General features: G+C 71.2%; 16 protein-coding genes and 2 pseudogenes. 12 read left to right on the top strand and 6 right to left on the bottom strand.

Features of this window, described 5'->3' with window-relative positions; all coding sequences use genetic code 11:
- Positions 1–51: 51 nt before the first annotated feature.
- Positions 52–1,098 (top strand): leucyl aminopeptidase, encoded by a 1,047-nt coding sequence (locus A4R44_RS22890; protein ID WP_067584225.1) that lies wholly within the window; start codon positions 52–54, stop codon positions 1,096–1,098.
- Positions 1,095–1,853, top strand: a complete 759-nt coding sequence (locus tag A4R44_RS22885; RefSeq protein ID WP_067584222.1) for an aspartate/glutamate racemase family protein — start codon at positions 1,095–1,097, stop codon at positions 1,851–1,853. Before A4R44_RS22890 ends, A4R44_RS22885 begins: the two co-directional genes overlap by 4 nt.
- A 39-nt stretch (positions 1,854–1,892) precedes the next feature.
- Here the strand turns inward: A4R44_RS22885 and A4R44_RS22880 are convergent, their stop codons facing one another.
- Complete coding sequence (locus A4R44_RS22880) at positions 1,893–3,932, bottom strand: glycosyltransferase family 39 protein (protein ID WP_232791725.1); 2,040 nt, start codon at positions 3,930–3,932, stop codon at positions 1,893–1,895.
- Between the two features lie 108 nt (positions 3,933–4,040).
- On the bottom strand, positions 4,041–5,288 hold the full coding sequence (locus A4R44_RS22875) for a glycosyltransferase (RefSeq protein ID WP_067584215.1): 1,248 nt from the start codon (positions 5,286–5,288) through the stop codon (positions 4,041–4,043).
- Between the two features lie 221 nt (positions 5,289–5,509).
- Here A4R44_RS22875 and A4R44_RS22870 point away from each other — a divergent pair, with 221 nt between their 5' ends.
- Positions 5,510–6,184, top strand: a complete 675-nt coding sequence (locus A4R44_RS22870; protein WP_067584211.1) for a response regulator transcription factor — start codon at positions 5,510–5,512, stop codon at positions 6,182–6,184.
- 20 nt (positions 6,185–6,204) lie between these two features.
- Positions 6,205–7,593 (top strand): HAMP domain-containing sensor histidine kinase, encoded by a 1,389-nt coding sequence (locus A4R44_RS22865; protein ID WP_067584208.1) that lies wholly within the window; start codon positions 6,205–6,207, stop codon positions 7,591–7,593.
- Here the strand turns inward: A4R44_RS22865 and A4R44_RS22860 are convergent, their stop codons facing one another.
- Positions 7,594–8,451, bottom strand: a complete 858-nt coding sequence (locus A4R44_RS22860; RefSeq protein WP_067584205.1) for an LLM class flavin-dependent oxidoreductase — start codon at positions 8,449–8,451, stop codon at positions 7,594–7,596.
- 75 nt (positions 8,452–8,526) lie between these two features.
- On the opposite strand from A4R44_RS22860, the gene A4R44_RS22855 reads away from it, so the two are divergent.
- Together A4R44_RS22855 and A4R44_RS22850 are read left to right on the top strand one after the other, a co-directional pair.
- A complete protein-coding gene (locus tag A4R44_RS22855) occupies positions 8,527–8,985 on the top strand; it encodes a MarR family winged helix-turn-helix transcriptional regulator (protein ID WP_067584202.1) in 459 nt (152 codons plus the stop codon).
- A 69-nt stretch (positions 8,986–9,054) separates the two neighbouring features.
- Positions 9,055–9,581 (top strand): annotated as a pseudogene (locus A4R44_RS22850) (hemerythrin domain-containing protein).
- Between the two features lie 1,420 nt (positions 9,582–11,001).
- On the opposite strand, the gene A4R44_RS22845 reads toward A4R44_RS22850, so the two are convergent.
- On the bottom strand, positions 11,002–11,373 hold the full coding sequence (locus A4R44_RS22845) for a hypothetical protein (RefSeq protein ID WP_338080261.1): 372 nt from the start codon (positions 11,371–11,373) through the stop codon (positions 11,002–11,004).
- Between the two features lie 62 nt (positions 11,374–11,435).
- A complete protein-coding gene (locus A4R44_RS22840; RefSeq protein WP_067584199.1) occupies positions 11,436–11,792 on the bottom strand; it encodes a hypothetical protein in 357 nt (118 codons plus the stop codon).
- Positions 11,793–11,864: 72 nt separating this feature from the next.
- On the opposite strand from A4R44_RS22840, the gene A4R44_RS22835 reads away from it, so the two are divergent.
- Entirely contained in the window at positions 11,865–12,239 is a 375-nt protein-coding gene (locus tag A4R44_RS22835) for a DUF2267 domain-containing protein (RefSeq protein WP_067584197.1), read from the top strand.
- Positions 12,240–12,244: 5 nt separating this feature from the next.
- On the opposite strand, the gene A4R44_RS22830 is transcribed toward A4R44_RS22835, so the two are convergent.
- The gene (locus A4R44_RS22830; RefSeq protein ID WP_067584194.1) at positions 12,245–12,616 is read right to left on the bottom strand and encodes a metalloregulator ArsR/SmtB family transcription factor; all 372 of its coding nucleotides are present in this window, start codon (positions 12,614–12,616) and stop codon (positions 12,245–12,247) included.
- 113 nt (positions 12,617–12,729) lie between these two features.
- On the opposite strand from A4R44_RS22830, the gene A4R44_RS22825 reads away from it, so the two are divergent.
- From A4R44_RS22825 to A4R44_RS22805, 5 genes and pseudogenes are all read left to right on the top strand, one after another.
- Positions 12,730–13,899 (top strand): cation diffusion facilitator family transporter, encoded by a 1,170-nt coding sequence (locus A4R44_RS22825; RefSeq protein ID WP_198545404.1) that lies wholly within the window; start codon positions 12,730–12,732, stop codon positions 13,897–13,899.
- Positions 13,900–14,004: 105 nt separating this feature from the next.
- On the top strand, positions 14,005–14,907 hold the full coding sequence (locus A4R44_RS22820; protein WP_067584191.1) for an ABC transporter ATP-binding protein: 903 nt from the start codon (positions 14,005–14,007) through the stop codon (positions 14,905–14,907).
- 9 nt (positions 14,908–14,916) lie between these two features.
- Positions 14,917–15,651: an ABC transporter permease gene (locus tag A4R44_RS22815; RefSeq protein WP_067584188.1), complete on the top strand. Its 735-nt coding sequence runs from the start codon at positions 14,917–14,919 to the stop codon at positions 15,649–15,651.
- Positions 15,652–15,654: 3 nt separating this feature from the next.
- Positions 15,655–16,911, top strand: a complete 1,257-nt coding sequence (locus A4R44_RS22810) for a sensor histidine kinase (RefSeq protein ID WP_067584186.1) — start codon at positions 15,655–15,657, stop codon at positions 16,909–16,911.
- A pseudogene (locus A4R44_RS22805) lies at positions 16,908–17,493 on the top strand (response regulator). The gene A4R44_RS22810 and the pseudogene A4R44_RS22805 overlap by 4 nt, the downstream one beginning before the upstream one ends.
- Positions 17,494–17,510: the final 17 nt, after the last annotated feature.

The following is a 17,510-nucleotide window of genomic DNA, read 5'->3' as shown; positions in this document are numbered from 1 at the left end:
CGGTTTTTTCGTACTCGGATAATCCGTATTCGGACAATCAAGGAGGTCGCCATGGACCAGAACCTGTTCAACGACATCTGCTTGCGCCAGCTGACTTTTTCCGGCGTGCACGAGGGCGAGACGGTCGTCGTGCTGACGCGCGGCGCCGAGCGCGCGGAGTACGCGGACGCCTTCCTCTGGGCCGCCCAGCAGCTCGGCGCGGCGACCTATCACCTGCGGCTGCCGTCGCCGGCGAACGCGTCCGGCGCGTGGGCGGTCGGGCAGTCCGGTCTTGACCAGCTGCCGCTCGCGGTGGAGGCGCTCAAGGCCGCGGACATGGTCGTCGACTGCACGTTCCTGCTCTTCAGCGAGGAGCAGTTCGCGATCCAGGCCGCCGGGACCCGGATCCTCACCGCGGTCGAGCCGCCCGAACTGCTGGCCCGGCTGATGCCGACGAAGGAACTGCGCGAGCGCGTCGAAATCGGCGCGGAGCTGCTGGCCAAGGCCAAGACCATGCGGATCACCAGTCCGCACGGGACGGACGTCACCTACCAGCTGGGCGTGTACCCGACGATGAGCGAGTACGGCTACACCGACCAGCCGGGCCGCTGGGACCACTGGCCCGCGGCGTTCGTCTTCACCGGCGGTTCGGACGACGGCGTGGACGGCAAGATCGTGCTCGCGCCCGGCGACGTGCTGCTGCCGTTCAACACCTACGTGCGGACGCCGGTCGAGCTGACCATCGAAAAGGGCTTCATCCAGGACATCCGCGGCGGCGCGGGCTCGTCCGGCCTCGACGCCGACCTGCTGCGCAGCTACATCGAGTCCTTCCACGACCCGCGCGGCTACGGGATGTCGCACGTCGGCTGGGGCCTCGACGAGCGGGCGCACTGGCACGGCCTGACCCAGTTCCCCGGCGGCATGGGCATGGAGCTGCGCAGCTTCTACGGCAACGTGATGTTCTCGATCGGCCCGAACAACGAACTCGGCGGCCCGAACGACACGGCCTGCCACTTCGACATCCCGATGCGCGGCAACAGCCTGTACCTCGACGACGAGCTGATCGTCGACGCGGGCGAGCTGACCGTGCAGGACATGCGCCCGGCGGCGAAGCGATGACCGACCACCACATCGGGATGATCGTCCCGAGCTCCAACCTGACCATGGAAACCGAACTGCCGCGGATGCTGCGCGCCCGCGAGGAGCGGTATCCGCAGGACCGGTTCGTCTTCCACTCCGCCCGCGCGCGGATGCAGCACGTGACGCCGGAGCAGTTGCGCGCGATGAACGCCCAGGCGCAACGCGCGGCCACCGAACTGGCCGACGCGCGGCCCGGCGTCGTGGCGACGGCCTGTCTGGTCGCGATCATGGCGCAGGGGCCGGGTTATCACTGCACCGCCGAGGATGCGATCACCTCGGCGCTGCGCGCGGAAGGCTCGGACGCGCCGGTGGTCTCGTCGGCGGGCGCGCTGTTGTCCGGGATCGCCGCGTTGGAGGCGAAGCGGGTCGCGATGGTGACGCCGTATCTGAAGCCGCTTACCCAGGCGGTCGTCGAGTACCTGGAGGACGCGGGCGTCGAGGTGGTCGATTCGCTCTCGCTGGAGGTGCCCGACAACCTGGCGGTGGCGCGGCTGGATCCGGCGGATCTGCTTGCGCACTACCGGAAACTGGACCTGTCGCGAGCGGACGCGCTGGTGCTGTCGGCGTGCGTGCAGATGCCGTCGCTGCCGTCGGTCCAGCCGGTCCAGGACGCGGTGGGGATCCCGGTGCTGTCGGCGGCGACGGCGACGGCGTTCCGGATTCTCAGCGAGCTGGGGGTGCGGCCGGAGGTGCCCGGGGCGGGGCATTTGCTGAGCGGGAAGGTCTCCGCGTAACGGCCCGCGGGGGCAGACTCCGGTCCGCCCCCGCGGGTTTCAGGCGTGGCACTGGTAGAGCGTCTGGGCTCCGCCCATCGGACCGGCCTGGGCCTCCTGCTCCGCCGACGCCGGCTTTCCGCCGTAGGCGGCCGGATCGACCGCGGCGCAGTGCTGCTTGATCCACCCCTGCCGTTTCTCTCCGGCGCCGCCGCTCATCCCCGGCATGCCCCTGCCGCCGCGGCCGCCGGTGCTGCCGAGGACGAACTTGAGCTTGCCCTCGGCGGTCCACTGCTGGAGCTGGCCGACCGACGGCGAGTCGTCGCTGCCGAGGAAACCGCCCATGCCGATCACGGTCTCGTCGGAGCCGATGATGAAGCTCGACGCCATCGTGGCCGAGCCGTCGACCGCGAGGGTGATCGCGGCGCCGCCGCTGTGCTGCTTGGCGTAGTCCAGGATGCGGCGCTGGTCGTCGGTGAGTTTGCCGTTCAGGAAATCGCCCATGTCGCCAGGCTTCCGCGCGCCTGCCCGCATGCCGCCCGGGCCGCCGGGAAAACCGGAAGCGTCCGGCGCACCCGGCAGGCCCGCGTCGCGTCCGCCCGGCATCCGCGCCCCGCCGCCGGATCCGCCCGGGAAGCCCAGGCCGGCAGGCCCGGCCGAAGGCATGCCGCCCATGCTCTCGCCAGTGGCCGCGGTCGCGGCCGACCACACGGCCGGCACCAGCAGCAGCGCGACGGCCGCGAGCACCAGCGACGCCCGGGTGAAAATCGCCCGGCGTACTGAGGCGAGTTTGCCCAGCACGAGCGCGGCGACAGCGACCGCGCCGACCGCCAGCACCGCCCACCGCGTCCAGCCGTGCCACGAGGGGTCGCGGTTCGCCAGGACGAACGCCCAGCCCGCGGTGAGCGCGACGCCCGCCGGAAGCAGCAGCCAGCCGTAGCCGGAGTCCTGCCGGTACTCGCGCCAGAAACCGGCGAGCCCGGCCGCGCAGATCGCCGCGATCGCCGGGGCCAGCATGGTCGTGTAGTACGGATGCCAGATCCCCTGGGCGTAGCTGAACACCACGCCGGTCACCAGCAGCCAGCTGCCCCAGGCGAACCAGCCCGCCCGCTGCGCCGGGCCGCCCGGCCGCTTCCGCCGGACGCCGCGCACCGCGACGGCGACCAGGACCAGCAGCGCCAGCGGCAGCAGCCAGGAGATCTGCCCGCCGACCGCACCGCCGAACATCCGGCCGAGCCCGGTTTCGCCGCCGAACATCCCGCCGGGGCCGCCGGAGGGCGGTGCCGTGCCCGCAGGCAGCTCCATGCCGCCGGGCAGGCCCCCGCCTGGCCGGTGTCCGCCCCCGCCGGGGCCGAAGTTGCCCTCGCCGCCGAAGATCCGGCCGAAGCCGTTGTAGCCGAAGATCAGGTTCAGCGCGGTGCCGTCGGTGCTGCCGCCCATGTACGGCTTCGAGCCCGGCCACAGGTCGTGCAGCGCGGTCCACCAGAACGACGAAACGAGCAGCACGGCGGCAGCGCCCAGCAGGTCCAGCAGCCGCCGTTTCACCGGGGCGGAAGTGCCGGCGAAATAGGCGAGCGCGAAGCCGGGGAGGATGATCCACGCCTGCATCATCTTCGTGACGAAGCCGCAACCGATGAAGAACGCGCACCACAGCAGCCACCGGGTCCGCGCGCGGCTCGGGTCCGCCTGCACCGAGCGGGTGAACGCGTACGCCGCGGCGACAAGCAGCAGCACGAGCAGGGTGTCGGGGTTGTTGTCCCGGTTGATCGCCACCGTGATCGGGGTGAGCGTGAGGATCAGCGCGGCCAGCAGCGCGGCGTTCTCCCCGGCCCACAGCCGGACCGCACGGTGCAGCAGGAAGACCGCCGCGACGCCTTCGAGCACCTGCGGCAGCAGCAGCGCCCAGCCGTGGAAGCCGAAGATCAGCACCGAAATCGCTTGCGGCCACAGGGACATCGGCGGCTTGTCCACAGTGAACACGCCGTACGGGTCGAACGAACCGAAAAGGAAGTTCGAGAAGCTGCCGGTCATGGACTTCACGGCGGCGGAGTAGTAGCTGTTGCCCACTTGGCCGTCGCCGATCCGCCAGGCGTAGAGCACGGCAGCGGCCGCGCAGATCGCGGCGAGCGCCCAGGTCCGCCATCGCGAGCGGGTCGCCGGGGCGGCGGTTTCGGCTGGNGGCTGGCGCCGCGGAGGGGGCGGCGACTGTCATTCTTCGTCCTTTCCGTTGTCCTGGCGGAAGACCCAGGTGCGCAGCAGCACGAACCGGCCCGCTGTGCCGAGCAGCGAGGCGGCGAGCAGCACGGTCAGTTCCAGCGTCCGGCCCGGTTCGGCCACGAGTGCGTGGAGCAGGAGCAGCGCTGCCGAGGTGAAGGCGTAGTAGAGGCCGAATACGACGAATCCTTGCAGATGCGCTTTGCGGCGCGGGGTGCCCGCACCGGCGAAGGTGAAGCGGCGGTTGGCCTCGGTGTTGAACAGTGTGGTGAGCACGAGCGCGGCCAGATTCGCCGCGAGCACCGGCCACCACAGCCGGAAAAGCCCGTACAGCGCGAGATTCGCCACCGTGGAGAGCACACCGATCACGGCGAACGACAGGATTTCCCAGAATCGGCCGCTGTCGGGCGGGCTCAGCACGGCGTCCGGGTGCGCGGCTCGCGGCGCGGGGCGGCGAGGCAGGTCCGGCACCTTCGCCGTGCCCGCCGCCTTGGCCCGCGCGACCCGGATCAGCCCGCGGATGTCGTCGAGCGCGGTCTTCGCGACGTCGACGCGGCTGTCGGCGTCCTCGACCCAGTCGACCGGCACCTCGTGCACGCGCAGCCCGTTGTGCTCGGCCAGCAGCAGGAGTTCGGTGTCGAAGAACCAGGCGTCGTCTCGCACGTGTTCCAGCAGCGGCCGGAGGACGTCGGTGCGCGCGGCTTTGAACCCGCACTGCGCGTCGGAGAACCGCGCGCCGTGGCTCAGCCGGATCATCTTGTTGTAGCACCGGGAAACGAACTCGCGCTTCGGTCCGCGCACGGTGCGCGCTCCCGGGGCCAGCCGGGAGCCGATGGCCAGGTCCGAATGCCCGTTGACCAGGGGAGCCACCAGCGGCAGCAGGGCGTCGAGGCCGGTGGAGAGGTCGACGTCCATGTAGACCACGACGTCGGCGGTGCTCGCTCGCCAGGTTTCGCGCAGCGCCCGGCCCCGGCCCTTCCGGTCGAGATGGCGGACCCGCAGCGTCTTGTCGGCGCGGGCGAGCGTTTCGGCGACCTCCAGGGTCCGGTCTGTGCTCGCGTTGTCCGCGATCACGATGGTCCACTCGAAGGGGAACTCGCGGCGCAGGAACTCGCGCAGGACCTGGACGCAGCCCGGCAGGGCGCGTTCCTCGTTGTATACGGGGATGACGATGTCCACGGTCGCCGTCGCCGCACCCGGCCCCGGGGACGTGGTCAACCCTCTGGTCGCGCCGACCGACATGCTTCCTCCGTTCCGGGGTGACAACCGGTCGCGCACGACGCTGTGTGACCGCTTCGGGTCTCACCGTGGCGCGGCCGTCGTGAGAAAGACCTGGAAAAACCCTGAGAGGATCGTGAGAAGCTGATCTTTCCCCGGTCGTGGGACGAACAGCTTCCGCACAGTTTGGCCGCGTAGCCTCGGGCCGATTCCGGACGAGCACGGCGCGGAAAGGATCGGGCGGGATGCGGCTGCTGGTGGTGGACGACGACGCCGACGTGCGCGAAAGCCTCCAGCGCGGCCTCGAATTCGAGGGGTACGAGGTCGCCGCGGCCGAAAGCGGCGCGGCGGCGCTGGCGGCGGTCTCCGGGACGGGCAAACCCGATCTGGTGATCCTGGACGTGATGATGCCCGAGGTCGACGGCCTGGAGACGTGCCGGCGGATCCGGGCGGCGGGGGAGCGGCTGCCGGTGCTGATGCTGACCGCGCGCGACGCGCTGGGCGACCGGGTCACCGGTCTCGACTCCGGCGCCGACGACTACCTGGTGAAGCCGTTCGCGCTGGAGGAGCTGCTGGCGCGGGTGCGCGCGCTGCTGAAGCAGAATCGCGCCACGCCGGGTCCGGCGGCGCGCCGGTTCGCGGATCTGGAACTCGACCCGGAAACGCGCGAGGTGACCCGCGCCGGGCGGCGGCTGGAACTCACGCCCACCGAGTTCGACCTGCTCGCGGTGTTCCTGCGGGCCCCGGAGAAGGTGCTGACCAAGAACCGGCTGCGGCAGGAGGTCTGGGGGAGGGAACCGAGCCGCACCAACAATCTCGACGTGTACGTCGGGTATCTGCGGCGCAAGACCGAGGCGGGCGGGGCGAGCCGGCTGCTGCACACCGTGCGCGGTGTCGGATTCGTGCTGCGGGCCCCGTGAGGCGCCGCGGGGAACCCCGGATGCTGCTGCGCAGCCGGGTCGCGCTGATCACCGCGGCGATCGTCGCGGTCGCGATCGCGGTGGTCAGCACGGTGACCTATCTGTCCACTGAGCACAGTCTGCGCACCCAGCTGGACGAAACCCTGCTCGGCGGCTGGCCTCCGCCGCCGCCCGGCCCGGACGACCCGGAGGCGCGCCGGCCCGGCCCGGCGGACCTGTGCCGCCACAGCACCCCGGGCAAACCGCTGCAGCGGTTCCTGGAAGGCGTCCAGCTGCTGAAAGCGGACGGCACGGTCTGCTCGCCGCCGGGCGTGGACTCGGTTGTCGTCGACGCGGCCGACCGGGGCGCGCGCACCGTGACCCTGCGGGACGGCCAGACCCGGTCCGGCACGCCGGTCCGGGTGCTGCTCGGCCCGCTCGGCGACGGGAACGTGCTGGTCATCTCGCGAAGCCTCGCCGAGGTCGACAGCACCCTCGCCGGCCTTCGGACCATCCTGATCGCGGTGTCGGTGCTGGGCGCGCTGCTCGCCGCGGCGGCCGGACTGCTGCTGACCCGGCGGACGCTGCGGCCCATGGCGCGATTGACCGGAGCCGCCGAGGAGATCGCCCGCACGCACGACCTCGACCTCCCGGTCACCGTGTCCGGCCGCGACGAGGTGGGACGGCTGGGCCGCGCGTTCTCCGCGATGACCGGCGCACTGGCCGATTCGCGGCGGCGGCAGCGCGCGCTGGTCACCGACGCCGCGCACGAACTGCGGACGCCGTTGACCAGCCTGCGCACCAACATCGACCTGCTGGCCCGCAGCGAACGCACCGGCCGCGCGCTGGCCGACGGCGACCGCGGCCGGCTCCTGGACCGGCTCCAGGCGCAGGCGGGCGAACTCGGCGACCTCGTCGCCGAACTGGTCGTGCTCGCCAGGGACGAGCACGAGTTCGACCACGCCGAAGTCGCGATGGGCACAGTGGTCCGCCACGCCGTCCGCCGGGCGTCGAGCCGCGCGCGGGAGCACACGTTCGACGTGACGTGCGCCGAATGGTCCGTCCGCGGCGACGAGGGCGCGCTGGAACGGATGGTGCTGAACCTGCTGGACAACGCGATCAAGTTCTCGCCCGCCGGTTCGGCGGTGAAGGTGCGTTCGGAGCCGGGGCTGGTGTCGGTGGCCGACAACGGGCCGGGCGTCGCCGCGGCGGACCGGGACGCGGCGTTCGACCGGTTCTGGCGGGTGCCGGAGGCCCGGTCGTTGCCGGGATCGGGACTGGGCTTGGCGATCGTCACCGACATCGCGGCCGCGCACGGCGGGTACGCGCGCTTCGAGGACCCGCCGTCCGGCCGGGGAGCGCTGGCGGTGGTCCGATTGCCGCCCGCGGCTGCGGCAGGCTCTCCCCTGCTGCCCGGCAGCCGCGGCTGATCATCGCTGGGCGGCCACCAGCTCGCGCACCCGCGGCGCGACCTCCCGCGCGAACAACCGGATGGCGTCGGCGGAGTCCACGGCCAGGAGAAACGCGCTCGTCCCGTGCGCGAGCGCCAGTCCGGCGAGCTGGCCGGCCCACGCGCCGGTGCTGCCGGACGGAATCCCCGGCAGGTTGTACAGCCGCCGGATCTCGGCGGGGGAGCGGCCCGCCTTCCGGGCCGCCCCGTCGATGAGCGCGTTCGCGGCGGGCAGCCGGTCCGGCGGGACGCGGGTCATGCTCGGCAGCCAGCCGTCCGCGGTGCGGCCGATCAGGCGCAGCATCCGCGGTCCGAGCGCGCCGAGCCAGATCTCCATGCGGTGCACCGGAAAAGGGCCCGGCGGAGTGCCGGTGAGCCGGTGCCGGGCACCGGACACTTCGGCTGGGGGACCGGGTGTCCACAGTGCACGGACGACGTCGATCGCTTCCGTCAGCGCGGCGAAGGCTTCGCCGGGGGTGTACCGCGGGCCGCCTTGCGCCTCGATCTCGTCCCAGTACGCGCCAGCGCCGAGGGCGAGTTCGGCGCGGCCGCCGCTGAGCAGGTCGAGACTCGCCGCCGAGCGCGCGAGCACCGCGGGCGGGCGCAGCGGCAGGTTGGCGACGTTCGGGAACACGCGCAGCCGCTCGGTGCGCGCGGCGACGACGCTCAGGACGGTCCACGCGTCGAGCAGGTCCGGCCGGTACGGGTGGTCGGGGACGCTGAGCAGGTCGAGCCCGGCGGTGTCGGCGGCTTCGGCGAGCCGGGTCGCCGCGCCGGGTTCGGCGGCTTCCGGCAGGAGGATGACGCCGAACTGGAGGTCGTGGCCGTAGTCAGGCATGGGTCGCCCGGAATAGTGTCATGCAGACATGATTACCTGACGGAACGAACTCTGTCCAGCGGGTAGGATTCCGGCATGGACGAACTGCGCCCGCCGACCCTGCTCGCGCTGCCCTCGTACCTGGCCGGGCACGTCGCGCGGATCGGGCGGCGGGAGCTGGCAGGCGCGCTCGAGACGCATGGCCTCCGGCTGCCGCATTTCGCCGTGCTGGCCGGTCTTTCCGACTTCGGGCCGCTGGCGCAGCACGCGCTCGCCGACCGGCTCGGGCTCAACCGCAGTCATCTCGTGGGCTATCTGGACGAACTGGAACGCCGAGACCTCGTCGGCCGCGAACGCGACCCGGACGACCGGCGGCGTCAACGCGTCACGCTCACCGAGGCCGGGAAGTCGCTGACGGGAGAGCTGAAGGAGGAGGCCAGCCGCTCGCAGGACGTCTTTCTCGGCGAACTGTCCGCGAAAGAACGCGAGACGCTGATTTCCCTGCTGCGGCGGGTGGTGGTCGCGGACGACCGGGCGCGGCCGGGAGCCGGGTAGTTCCGCTTCGGACGGTTGCCGTGCGGCGCACCGGGTAACCGGAGGTTTCCCGGCGCCCGAGGAGGCAGCATGGCCGCGCCCACCAGGACTGACCTGATTACCGTGATCACCGACGACCACCGCGACGTGGAGCGGGTGTTCGCCGAACTCGAGAGCGAACCCGGGGCGGGCGACCGGAAAGACGTGGTCGACCACGTGATCGCCGAGCTGGTCCGGCATTCGGTCGCGGAAGAGCAGCTCGTGTACCGGGCCGCGCGCGAACACCTCGACGACGGCGACGAGATCGCCGATCACGAGATCGAGAAGCACGCCGAAACGGAAAAGCTCATGAAGCGGCTTGAGCGCGAGAGTCCGGGCGAACCGGAGTACGAGGAGCTGCTCGGCAAGCTCATCGCCGACGTCCGGCGCCACATCAGGGACGAGGAAACCGGCCTGCTGCCGCGGCTGCGCGAGGCGTGTTCGGCCGGGGAGCTGGACCAGCTGGGCGAACGCGTGCTGGCGGCGAAGAAGGTCGCGCCGAGCCCCCGCCGGAGAATCTGATTCTCGCGCCGTTCGTCGACAAGATTCGCGACGCGCTGACCGGGCGGAAGAGCTGACGCCGGTCGCGGCGCACTGCGTTCTCGTGCCGAAGGAGCCTGGCGAAGATCTCGATGGCGCCCGAGCACGCCGGCCCGCTCGCCGAACCGGGGGCGGAGGCCGCGGGCGGGCAAAACGCGTCCGTCTGCACGGGACTCGGCGACCCGGACGCTCCTGCCGCGGTGGAGCACCGGCGGGCTGCCGCGTCGTGCACGTTCCGGCCGGCCCGGCGCTGCGACTGCCGAAGGACGAGCTTGTGCCGCACATGGAGAATTCGGCAGCCGGCTGCGCGACCGGTGGACGGAGCGCCGCCGGATGTGGCGCACGCGCACTTCTGAATGTCCGGTGTAGCAACCGTTCTCGCCGCACAAGAGGCTGGCGTGCCGCCGGTGCGGACCTTTCGCCCGCTGGGCGCGGTGAAACGGCTGCACCAGGGCGACGCCGGCCCGAGCCCGCCGGACCGGAAGCGGTGCGAGCGCATGGTCGGCAAACAGGTCGGCCGCGCTATCGCGACCTGCTCGGACGAGGTGTTCGAACTGGCTCGGCGAGGGTGCCGCGGCAGCGGATCTCGGTGGTGCCGTGCGGGGTCGACCTGGACCGGTTCGGCGCCGCACGGCCCGGTTGCGCCGCCGGTGCCGGTGGGGGAGATTGGTGCCGCGCAAGGGATTCGACCTGCCGATCGCCGCGTTGCGGACAGGCGCCGGAGACCGAGTTGGTGCTCGCGGGCGGATCGGCTTCCGCGGCGCTTTCCCGGAATCCGGGCTCGGAGTGGCCGGCCGGGTGCGGCTGGCAGGTCAGGTGTGCCGGGACGACCTGCCTGCGTTGCTGCGTCCGGCGGACGCGGTGCTGTGCACGCCTTGGCACGAGCAGTTCGGGACGGTTCCGCTGGAAGCAGTGGCCGATGGCGGTCGGCGGCTTGACGGATACGGTGGTGGACGGGATCACCGGCAGGTTGGTACCGCCGCGCGACCCGGCCCGGCTGGCGGCGCAGTTGCGGGCTTTGCCGGACGATCCCGCAGAGCTGGAGGCGCTGGGGACCGCGGAGCAGAAGCGGTTCTGGGCGCGGTATTCGTGGGATCGGATCGCGGCGGGAGACCGTGCGGGAAGGCTCTGCCGCCGGGGGAGTCCGGATGGGCGGCGCGGTGATGCCGGGCGCCGCCGAGCGCGAGCGGCACCGTCGCCAGAATCCCGTACGCGGGTCAACCGGGTGCCGCCACGAACAGCACCCAGTAGTACAGCGATGGCACCGGAAAGCTTGCGTGCGGCCAAAAGCCCGAGCAGGCCCAGTGCGGTGGGGACGATGAACAGCTCGCGCCTGGTTTCCGGCACGGAGAACCCGGCGCTGCCGAGGACCAGCTAGCTCAGGCTGGGCACGGCGACGACCGGACGAGCCCAAAAACGGGTGGTGACCGTCGGCATGGGGGACTCCTTCCCGGCGGATTACTCTTCGCGAAGCGACTTCGCGACGGAGCCGCCGGCCTCGTCCGCCTGTTCACCGGGATCCGGATCCGCCCGGTGCTGCGGAAGATCCTCGTCCGGAACCACGGCCCTGGCCGCTTCCGCCCGGGCGAGTGTCTCGTCGTCGGGCGGGTTCGGCACGGGCTGGATGTCCGGCCGTTCCTCGGCGAGCCGGTTTTCGAGCGGCTCGCCTTCGCGCGCCTCGGCGGGGGTCGTGGCCTGCCGGACCGCCGGGCTCCAGCGTTCCGCCGGTTCTACGCCCTCCTCCAACGGGTCGACCCGCAGTTCGTCCTCGTCGAGAGATTCGGACTGGTCGAGCGTTTCGGGCTCAGCCGGATCGCTGTCGGCCATCATGCTCCCTTCTCGCTGCAGTGCTTTCCTCACCGGATACCCGCGCGGAACGGGACAAAACGAGGTCAGGTGGCAGCGAGATCGCGGATCGCGGTCTGTGCATTCTGGATTTCCTGGCCGACCAGGAGCGCGGTGAAGCGGGCGACCGAAATGCTGTGCGCCGCCGAGGCGACCGCGTCGCAAGCTGCCTGCGCGTCGTCCGAACGATGCCGCACGCGCCCGGCGAGCAGTGCTTCTTCGAGCTGGCCGGACAAATCGGGGAGGAGTTCGGAGAGGTCGTCGGCGAGGAGGCTCAGCAAGCCCAGCGTCCGGTACAACTCCGCGGGGCATTCGTAGCCGCCGGCACCGGCCTCGCGACGGAGCCGGCGCAGCGCGGTCTGCGCCTGCTCGGCCGGTGCGGGAGACGTCGCTGAATGGTCCATGAACCGGTGATACCCGGTGGCAGTGCGGCTAACCGGACGATTGCGGACGGCCGCCCCGGGTATCCGGGGACGATGAACGAGATCGTCGAACTGATCCGGAGGCGGGCCTGCCTCGCGGAGTCCCGCGACGCCGAACGGGCAGCGCACGCAGTGCTGCGGACGCTGTCCGAGCGGATCTCCCCGGAAGCGGCGGCGAGCCTGGCGGTACAGCTGCCGGCCGGACTGGCCGACGACCTGCGTCCGGGCGGCGGCCGCGGGGAACGCTTCGAACTGGAGGACTTCGTCGGACGGATCGCGCACCGGGCGGACTTGACGGATCCGGAGGCCGTGCACCGGGCAGGCGTGGTGCTGGCCGTGCTGGGCCGCGAAACGGTGCAGGTGGCGGACGAGGTCTGGGACGTGCTGCCGGAACCGTTGCGGCACCTGGTGGCGGCCCGGGCCGCCTGACCTGCTCAGGCGTTCCGCATCCGGGGGCGGTGCGGCTGGGCGTCGCCGCCAGGGATGTCCCGGTCGACGTGGTCGGCGTGGTGCAGCGCCTGGGCCAGGAGCCCGCGCACGTGCTCGTCCGCGGCGGAGTAGTACACGAACGTCCCCTCGCGGCGGCCCTTCACCAGTCCCGCGAGCCGGAGCTTGGCCAGATGCTGGCTGACCGCGGTCGGCGCGGCCCCGGCCAGTTCGGCGAGGCAGGCCACCGACGATTCTCCCTGCAGAAGCGCCCACAGCACCTTGATCCGCGTCGGGTCGGAGAGCAGGCGGAAGCTTTCCGCGGCCAGGTGGACCTGCTCGTCGGAGGGCATGTCGAAGTCCGGCAGGGAGGAGTGCATGCCCTGATGCTACCGTTCCTTCTCGGTTGTCTGCGCATCTGCGCAGGTATGCTGATAGTCGGCCGGTGCGTCCGCCCGGTCGCGCGCGGGTTTCGAGCATCCGGGAGTGGTCGATGGCAGAGCTGGGTCAGGACCGTCCGCAGCCCGAGGACGGGCCGGTGCGAGAGCACGGTGATGGCCACGGTCACGGCCACGGCCACGGGCATGGCCACGGCCACGGGCATGGCCACGGCCACGGGCATGGCCACGGCCACGGGCATGGCCACGGGCACGGGCATGGCCACGGGCACGGGCATGGCCACGGTCACGGTCACGGCAAGCCTGCGACCTGGCGGCACCGCGTCAAACACCTCCTCGCCCCGCACAGTCACGACAGCGCCGACCGCCTCGACACCGCCCTCGAAACGAGTCAACGCGGAATCCGGGCGCTGACCTGGTCGTTCGCCGCCCTGTTCGGCACCGCTGTGATCCAGCTGGCCCTGGTCGTGGTCACCGGTTCGGTGGCGCTCCTCGGCGACACCATCCACAACTTCGCCGACGCCCTCACCGCCCTGCCGCTGGGCATCGCCTTCGCACTGGGCCGCCGCGCCGCGACCCGCCGCTACACCTACGGCCTCGGCCGCGCCGAAGACCTGGCCGGAGTCGTGGTCGTGCTGATCATCGCCGGATCAGCCGCGTTAGCCGCCTACGAAGCGATCGACCGCCTGCTGCATCCGCATCCCGTGCAGCAGCTCTGGGTGCTCGCCGCCGCCGGAGCAGTGGGCTTCGCCGGAAACGAACTCGTCGCCCGGTACCGGATCACCGTCGGCCGCGAAATCGGCTCCGCCGCCTTGGTCGCGGACGGCCTGCACGCCCGCACCGACGGCTTCACCTCGCTGGCGGTAGTGCTGGGCGCGGCCGGCGTCGCCCTCGGTTTCCCGGCGGCCGACCCGGTGATCGGATTGCTGATCACCGTCGCGATCCTGTTCGTCCTGCGCGACGCGGCCAAGGAAGTCTTCCGGCGGCTGATGGACGCCGTCGATCCGGCGACCGTCGAACTGGCCGAACAGACAGCCGCGGCGGTGCCCGGAGTGGAAGGCGTGCGGGAGGTCCGGATGCGCTGGATCGGCCACTGCCTCCGCGCGGAACTCGCCGTCCAGGTCGGCAACACCCTCACCGTCGAGCAGGCGCACGAACTTGCACACAACCTGGAACACCGGCTGATCACCACGGTGCCCCGGCTGACGGCGGCGGCAGTGCACGTCGAACCGGCGATCGGGGCGGAGGCCGCCCACCTCGGCTGATCGCGCATCGGCCGATCGGCTGATCCGCCGCTCCGCCCGGGCCGGCCGGAAAGTCTGGCCACGCAGTCGATTCGCCGCGCCGGTGCCGCCCGGCACGGTGAACGCATGGCAATCATCGAGGTGGACAACCTCGTCAAGCGGTACGGCGGGCACACCGTGGTCGACGGCGTCAGCTTCGCCGTCGAACCGGGCGAGATTTTCGGCATTCTCGGACCGAACGGGGCCGGCAAGACCACGACGGTCGAGTGCGTCGAAGGGCTGCGCGGGCCGGACGGCGGGGCGATCCGCGTCTGCGGCCTCGACCCGCAGCGCGACGACGGCGAACTGCGCCAGGTTCTCGGCGGGCAGCTCCAGGAAAGCGAACTGCCGGACAAACTCAAGGTCGGCGAGGCGCTCCAGCTGTACAGCTCGTTCTATCGCGACCCGGCCGATTGGCGGGAACTCGCCGAGATCCTCGCCCTCGAACACAAGCTCGGCACTCAGTTCCGCCGTTTGTCCGGCGGCCAGAAACAACGGCTGTCGATCGCGCTCGCGCTGCTTGGCAACCCGAAGGTCGCGATGCTCGACGAGCTCACCACCGGCCTCGATCCGCAGGCTCGCCGCGACGTCTGGGGCCTGGTCGAACGCATCCGCGCGCGGGGCGTGACGATCTTGCTGGTCACGCACTTCATGGAAGAGGCCGAGCGATTGTGCGACCGGCTGGCGGTCATCGACGCGGGTCAGGTCGTCGCGGTCGACAGCCCGGCCGGGCTGGTGGCACGCGTCGACGACCGGCAGCGGCTCCGGTTTCGCACTGCCGCACCGCTCGACGACGCGGTGCTGACCGGACTGCCGGAGGTCGCCGCCGTCGAGCGCTCGGGCAGTCAGATCGTCGTCACCGGAGGGGGAAACCTGCTGCTCGCGGTCGCCTCCGCGCTGGCAGGCCACCAGATCGCCGGCCTGCGAATGGACCAGACCACGTTGGACGACGCGTTCGTCGCGCTCACCGGCCGTTCCATCGAATCCTGAGGAGCCCCGGTGCCCGCCTTGTTCCGGCTCGCCGCCACCGAAACGAAACTGTTCTTCCGCGAGCCGATCGTCGTGTTCTTCGCGCTCGCGTTCTCGCCGGTCCTGTTCGGCGTTCTCGGCCTGATCCCGGCTGTGCGCGAACCCGGGCCGGACGGAGTCCGGATGATCAGCCGCTACCTCCCGATCGTCGTCGCGATGGGGGTCGCGCTGTTCTCGCTCAGCGGGCTGTCGCAGCTGTTCGCTTCCTACCGCGAGAAGGGCGTGCTGCGGCGGATGCGGCTCACCCCGGTGGAACCGACGGTCCTGCTCGGTGCGCAACTGCTGATGGCGGTGGTGCTGTCGGCGGCCTCGACGCTGGTCGTCCTCCTGACCGGACGGCTGGCCTTCGATCTCGACCTGCCTCGGCGCCTGCCCGCGTACGTGCTCTGCTTTGCGCTGCTGGCACTGGCGCTGTTCGCGATCGGGCTGCTGGTCGCGGCGCTCGCCCGGTCCGCGACAAGCGCCAGCGCGGTCGGTTCCCTGGTGTTCTTCCCGCTGGTGTTCTTTGCCGGGCTCTGGCTGCCGCGCGCCGGCATGAACCAGGTTCTGCGGACGATCAGCGATCTGACGCCGCTCGGCGCGGGCGTACAAGCGTTGCAGGACACGACTTCCGGGAATTGGCCGCACCTGCTGCACGTCGGTGTCATGCTAGGGTGGCTTGTCGTGGCCGGGGGCTTGGCCGCGCGGTATTTCCGCTGGGAGTGACTGGTGGGCATCGAGGGGGATCTGCGCGAAGAGTTCGACCGCTGGGAAGCCGCACAGACGGCGACGTTCACAGTGCTGCCGTACGGTCTTCTCGCGGTGAGCGTGGGCATTACTGTGCTTCAGCTGCCCGCGCATCTTCCGGTCGTGCTGGGTCTTTCTGCCGCCGCCGCCCTCTGGCTGCTGTGGTTTCACACTCTTCATCCACACGTAGTGCGATCGGGATATTACGCGGGACTGCTGGCGATGGCGGCGAGCTTGGCGGCTCTCGCACCGTGGTACGGCCTGTTCGCCTTTGTCGGTTACCCGCAAGCTTTCCAGTACCTGACGGGACGCTGGCGATACGCCGGTGCCGCTGCCACCGCGGTGATCTCCGCGATGGCTTTTCTGGGCGGAATCGCCAAGATCGGCGCGGAGAATCTGTGGTGGGTGTGGCTGGGCGTCAGCGTGCTTTCGATCGCGCTGGCCGGAGCGGTGTTCTCTTTCGTGGAAATGGCCTACCAGCGGAATGAACTGCAGAAGCAGGCGCTCGCGGAACTGCGCGAGGTCAATCTGAAACTGGAAGCCGCCTTGGCCGAGAACGCCGGACTGCACGCGCGACTGCTGGTCCAGGCTCGCGCGGCCGGGGTTCTGGACGAACGGCAGCGGATGGCGCGGGAAATCCACGACACCCTCGCGCAGGGCCTGGCCGGAATACTGGCCCAGCTGCAAGCGGCCGAGCAAACCGCCGCCGAACCGGAAGTGCTCGGCCGGCACGTGGCGAACGCGACGAACCTGGCCCGGGAAAGCCTGGTCGAAGCGCGCCGGACGGTCCATTCCGTGGAGCCCTCGGTGCTCGCCGACGCCCGGCTCCCGGAGGCGATCGGCGAGGTGACCAGGAATTGGTCAGCGGCCAACCGCGTCGATGCCGTGCTCACCACCACCGGCGACGCCCGTCCGATGCACACCGACGTCGAGGTGGCCTTGCTGCGGACCGCGCAGGAAGCGCTGTCGAACGTGGCGAAACACGCGCAGGCGAAGCGGGTCGGCCTGACCCTGTCGTACATGCCGGACCTGGTGACCCTCGACGTCCGCGACGACGGCGTCGGCTTCGAACCGAATGCCAAGCGCGCCAACGGTTCCACGAACGGCGGCTTCGGCCTGTCCGGAATGCGGCAGCGGGTGCAACGCCTCGCGGGACGCCTGGACATCGAATCGGAACCCGGCCGCGGCACGGCGGTCTCGGCGACCGTGCCCGCCATTCCGGCTGGCGGTGGGCGGTGATTTCGCTGCTGATCGTCGACGACCACCCGGTGGTGCGCGACGGCCTGCGCGGCATGTTCGGCGCCGATCCGCGGTTCGAGGTAGTCGGCGAGGCCGCGGACGGAGCCGCCGCGATCACCGCCGGTGAGCAGCTTCGCCCGGACGTGATCCTGATGGACCTGCGAATGCCGGGAACGAACGGCGTCACCGCGATCAAGGAACTGGCGAAACGCGGTGTCCCCGCGCGCGCTTCCGGCGATCGAAGCGGGAGCCACCGGGTATCTGCTGAAGGAAGCGCCCCGGGAGGAGCTTTTCCGCGCGGTCGAGGCCGCGGCGCAAGGCCAGGCAGTGCTCTCGCCGACGGTCGCGACCCGCCTGATGGGGCAGCTGCGGCACCCGGCGGCGGACCTGTTGTCGGAACGCGAGATCGAGGTCCTGCGGCTGATCGCGAAGGGCGCGACGAACCGCCGGGCGGCGGAGCAGTTGTTCATCAGCCAGGCGACGGTGAAGACGCACCTGCTGCACGTTTACGCGAAACTCGGCGTGAACGACCGCGCGGCGGCGGTGGCCGCGGCGTTCGCGCAGGGGTATTTGACGCTGTAGGGCTAGTGTCCTGCGTC

Source organism: Amycolatopsis sp. M39 (genome assembly GCF_001651785.1).
GTDB classification, from domain to species: Bacteria; Actinomycetota; Actinomycetes; order Mycobacteriales; family Pseudonocardiaceae; genus Amycolatopsis; species Amycolatopsis rubida.
The sequence above is the reverse complement of the archived record's forward strand: the minus strand, read 5'-3'. Positions and strand labels throughout refer to the sequence as shown.